Genomic DNA, 3,263 nt, shown 5'->3' with positions numbered 1-3,263 from the left:
TCTTCTGCTAGGATGACGCTGTCCTCCACACTTGCTTATGCGGGGCTCTGACCCCCGGTATCTGTTCGGAGCGACAACTGGCATGCGGGGTGTCCTACTCCCGCCCGGTGCAGAACCCCTAGGGTGCTCACCCTATGACGTGCGACGCGCCCCGCATGCCTACCCCTCAAATTGGCCGATCTGAGAGGTTCTCTCAACATACAAATGACGATTCGAGGGGGCTCTGCCTCATCAGTTTTGACACAGCCTGGAAAGAGGGAGTGACGAGTAGTGAAACGTCGATGAAGGGAGACCGCATGAGCGACAAGCCGGAAAACCGTATCCAATGGATCTATTCCTCGAAGGGCACCGCCGAGCTGGAGGAGCGCTACGACGAGTGGGCCGATTCCTATGATCGGGACCTGTTTACCGACTGCGGCTGGTTGAGTCCGCGCAAGGCGGTGGATGCCTTCGCCAAGCGGGTGCCCAGGCACGGGCGCATCCTGGACGCGGGCGCCGGCACGGGCATCGTCGGCGAGCTGCTGCACGACGCGGGCTTCGAGTTCCTGGTGGCCATGGACCTGTCGCAGGGGATGCTGGACGAGGCCGCCCGGAAGGGGGTCTATAAGGAGTTCCACCAAATGGCGATGGGGTCGCCTCTCGATTTCCCGCCGCGCACCTTCGACGGAGTCATCAGCGTGGGCGTGTTCACGGTGGGGCATGCGCCTCCGGGCTCCCTCGACGAGCTGGTGCGCGTCACCCGTCCCGGCGGCCACATCGTATTCTCGCTCCGGCCGGATACCTACGAGCAGGACGGCTTCAAAGAGCAGCAGTCGGCGCTGGAGGCCGCGGGCAAGTGGCGGCTGGTGGAAGAGGGGGAGAAGTACCAGCCCATGCCCAAGGGCGAGCCCGAGGTCTTCCATCAGGTGTGGACGTACCAGGTTCTGTAGGGGCACCGTTGGTCGACCCGACCCCTCCGGCCCTTCCATCGTCGCGAGAAATGTTCGCAAATCTCTTGATGCACGAAGTCCCGGAACGGTATAAGGACAAGAAACAGGGGCGATTCGAAGGAGGAGCACGATCATGTCCGGTCAACTCAATACACGCATAATCGATGGCGACGGCCACATCCTGGAGGACAACCCCGGTATCCTCGAGCACATGGACGGACCGTACCGGGACATCGCCGCCAAGAAGGGCATCATCTTCCCGCCCATCGACCATCTTCATGACGGCCGCGCGGTGGAGACGCCGCCGCTCAGGGACGGACGGGAGAAGGTGGGTCCCGACGGCTGGCTGAGGTTCCTGGACGACGTGGGCATCGACTGGACGGTGATGTATCCGACCCAGGGACTGGGCTACGGCAAGATCGTGAGTCTCGACTACGCCATCGCCGCCTGCAAGGCGTACAACGACTGGACGTACCACACGTATCTGCAGCGCGATCCGCGCTTCAACGCCATGGGTCTGATCCCCATGCAGGACCCGGAGGAGGCGGCCAAGGAACTGCGCCGCATCGTCACGGAGCTGGGCATGATGGGCGCCATGATGCCGTCCAACGGCCTGCCGCTGCCGCTGGGTGCCAAGGCCTACTGGCCCATCTATGAAGAGGCCGACCGGCTGGGCTGCTGCCTCGCGGTGCACGGCGGCTGCCACGACCGCTTCGGGCTCGACCAGATGAACATGTACGTGCCGGTGCACGCGCTGGGGCACCCCTGGGGCATCGCCCTCAACTGCGCCAACATCCTGTACAACGGCATCTTCGAGCGCTTCCCCAACGTGCGCATCGCTTTCCTCGAAGGCGGCGTGGCCTGGTTGCTGATGCTGCTGGAACGGCTGCACGCGTCCCACGAGACGCACTTCCAGTACATCCCCGACGGCGAGTTCGGCATCGGAGAGGACCAGGACCCGGCCAAGGTCATCCAGCAGCTCATCGAGGCGGACCGCTTCTACCTGGGCATCGAGGCCGAGGAGCTGACGTTGCCCTTCGCCATCAAGACCGTGGGTCACCGGCCGTTCCTGTACTCCTCGGACTTCCCCCATGAGGTCACCACCCAGAGCTGCATGCACGACCTCGGCGAGCTGATGGAGAGCGACGAGATGACCGGCGAAGACAAGGCCGCCATGCTCTATGGCAACGCGGAGCGGTTCTACAAGCCTGCAACCGCGGGCACCCAGGTCGCGGCCAAGGCATAGCCGATTCCGCAGGGCTTTCCCGAATCTGAAGGGGCAGGGCGTAGGTCGCGCCCTGCCCCTTTTTTCAATGGACGCGCCGGGGACGCCTGACGTCCCGAGAAGGAGAAGATCATGGACGAATGCCGCGCCGCCGTGGTGGTTTCCCACAACGAACCGCTGGAAATACAGAAGGTGCCGATCCCGGAGTTGGAGCCGGGTGCGCTGCTGGTGCGCATCGAGGCCTCCACGATCTGCGGCACAGACGTGCACCGTTGGCACGGCCCGCTGGGCGGCGGCGACTCGCTGCCCATCATCACCGGGCACGAGCCGTGCGGCTACATCGAGGAGATCAACGGCGATCGCACCGACATACTGGGGAATCCCGTGAAGCCGGGCGACCGCATCGTGTGGAGCTACGTCGCCTGCGGCCACTGCTACTATTGCACCGTGGCGCTGCAGCCGTGCATCTGCCCGGGACGGGCCTCCTGGGGACACAACCGCAGCGACGAGTATCCGTACCTGTTGGGCAGCGTCTCCGAGTACATGTACGTGCCCCCGCCCTGCGAGATCATCAAGGTACCCGAGGACGTGACCTCGGCGTCGGCCGCCGCCTCCGCCTGCGCCTACCGCACGGTGATGCACGGCTTCGACCGGCTGGGCGCCATCAAGAGCCACGAGACCGTGGTGATCCAGGGCAGCGGGCCGCTGGGCAACTTCGCCACCGCGGTGGCCAAGGACCACGGCGCCAAGCAGGTGCTGGTCATCGGCGCGCCAGCCGCCCGCCTGGAGGTGAGCAAGCGCATGGGCGCGGACGAGGTGCTGAACCTCGAGGAGGTCACCGACGCCAAGGACCGCCGCCAGTGGGTGCGCGACCACACCGACGGCCGCGGCGGCGACATCGTCATACAGGTGGCCAACAACATGGCCGTGCCCGAGGGCCTTACCCTGCTTCGCGGCGGCGGCACCTTCGTCAACATCGGCGCCGGCGGCAAGGCCGACATCGGCGTCCAGAACCTGCCCCAGGAGATGATCCTGCACACCATCCGCTCCGGCGAGCCGCGCCACTGGCTCCAGGCCATCGACTTCCTCTCCTCGCGCAAGGACACCTT

Annotated in this window: 3 protein-coding genes; all 3 read left to right on the top strand. The window is 65.2% G+C overall.

Annotated elements, in window-relative coordinates:
- Positions 1 to 296: 296 nt before the first annotated feature.
- Positions 297 to 929, top strand: a complete 633-nt coding sequence (locus OXF11_12940) for a class I SAM-dependent methyltransferase (protein ID MCY4488002.1) — start codon at positions 297 to 299, stop codon at positions 927 to 929.
- Positions 930 to 1,062: 133 nt separating this feature from the next.
- Positions 1,063 to 2,175, top strand: coding sequence for an amidohydrolase family protein (locus tag OXF11_12935; protein MCY4488001.1), 1,113 nt, complete (start codon positions 1,063 to 1,065; stop codon positions 2,173 to 2,175).
- A gap of 111 nt (positions 2,176 to 2,286) precedes the next feature.
- Positions 2,287 to 3,263 (top strand): zinc-binding dehydrogenase (locus OXF11_12930; protein ID MCY4488000.1); only part of this gene is annotated, 977 nt, incomplete at its 3' end.

The organism is Deltaproteobacteria bacterium (assembly GCA_026712905.1).
Lineage (GTDB): Bacteria > Desulfobacterota > Binatia > UBA9968 > JAJDTQ01 > JAJDTQ01.
This window is presented reverse-complemented; position numbering and strand designations above follow the sequence as displayed.

Coding starts and splice junctions, on each gene's coding strand:
- OXF11_12940 (MCY4488002.1), top strand. CDS start 297: ATGAGCGACAAGCCGGAAAACCGTATCCAATGGATCTATTCCTCGAAG.
- OXF11_12935 (MCY4488001.1), top strand. CDS start 1,063: ATGTCCGGTCAACTCAATACACGCATAATCGATGGCGACGGCCACATC.